Source organism: Faecalispora jeddahensis (assembly GCF_000577335.1).
GTDB classification, from domain to species: Bacteria; Bacillota; Clostridia; order Oscillospirales; family Acutalibacteraceae; genus Faecalispora; species Faecalispora jeddahensis.
Genome location: NZ_CBYL010000100.1, coordinates 1 through 649 on the forward strand (window position 1 = coordinate 1; position 649 = coordinate 649).

Annotated in this window: 1 pseudogene; it reads right to left on the minus strand. The window is 38.8% G+C overall.

The features are described 5' to 3' along the window. Nucleotides 1–56 precede the first annotated feature (56 nt). A pseudogene (gene tnpA, locus TY09_RS17490) lies at nt 57–515 on the minus strand (IS200/IS605 family transposase). Nucleotides 516–649: the final 134 nt, after the last annotated feature.

Sequence of the window (649 nt, forward strand, 5' to 3'; positions counted from 1 at the left end):
GCCGTTACTGGCGGCCATTGCAATGGCTGGTACGATCTGACATTTGCAAAAGATTGTTATTTGCTACCCTTAAAAGGGTCTTGGTATTCCCTAAACGTTAATTGATCCTCTAATTTATCTTCTTCTAGTTGATTTTGGATATACTCTGTTATCCTTTTTGCATTTTTTCCTACCGTATCCACATAGTACCCACGGCACCAAAAACTTCTATTGCCATGTTTGTATTTTTAATTTGCGTGCCTTTCATGAATAATAAGGCTACTTTTTCCTTTTAAAAATCCCATAAAACTTCCTACACTCATCTTCGGTGGTATCTCTACTAATATATGTACATGGTCTGGGCACACCTCTCCTTCTAAAAGGATTACTCCTTTCCAACCACACAATTCTCTCAGTACTTTTCCTATCTCCGCTCGTTTTTCCTCGTAAAATATTTTTCTACGGTACTTTGGCGCAAATACTATGTGGTATTTGCAGTTCCATTTCGTATGTGCTAAACTCTTATTATCATTCATTTTTGAATGTCCTCCTTTTGATGTCTCTTGCAGTTGCCAGACCGCAAGCTTATTTTACATCAAAAGGAGTTTTTTTGTCCCTCTCAACGCTAAAGCTTTTTCCGCTCCACCGGCACAGCCGGTGGTTATTCTAC